The organism is Rhizobium ecuadorense, assembly GCF_001187535.1.
Taxonomy (GTDB): domain Bacteria; phylum Pseudomonadota; class Alphaproteobacteria; order Rhizobiales; family Rhizobiaceae; genus Rhizobium; species Rhizobium ecuadorense.
The window spans coordinates 1-257 of the sequence record NZ_LFIO01001118.1; the positions used below are offsets into that span (position 1 = coordinate 1).

General features: G+C 60.7%; 1 protein-coding gene. It reads right to left on the reverse strand.

The window, feature by feature from the left end:
• The coding region (locus AF337_RS45580) for a hypothetical protein (RefSeq protein ID WP_049734156.1) at nucleotides 1-257 on the reverse strand (257 nt) is incomplete at both ends.

Here is a 257-nt window from a genome sequence, read left to right on the forward strand (position 1 = left end):
GCCGCTTGTCGCGGCAGCGATCGTCATTCGCCGTCGCGCCTAATATTTTGCCATCCGTGAAGGAGACGCCGAGATAGGCCCAGTCTCCCCAGCTGCGCTTGGGCACCACCCGCACACAGTAAGCATAAGTCTTTTTCTCGGGCTCAAGCAGAACCACGCTGGAAATCTCGGCCTTCACGAAGTTCCCCGGTTTAATGGTTCCCCGCAGAGCGTCGACGTACCCGCGTCGAACTGCGCTGGAGGGCAGGCGCTGGGAA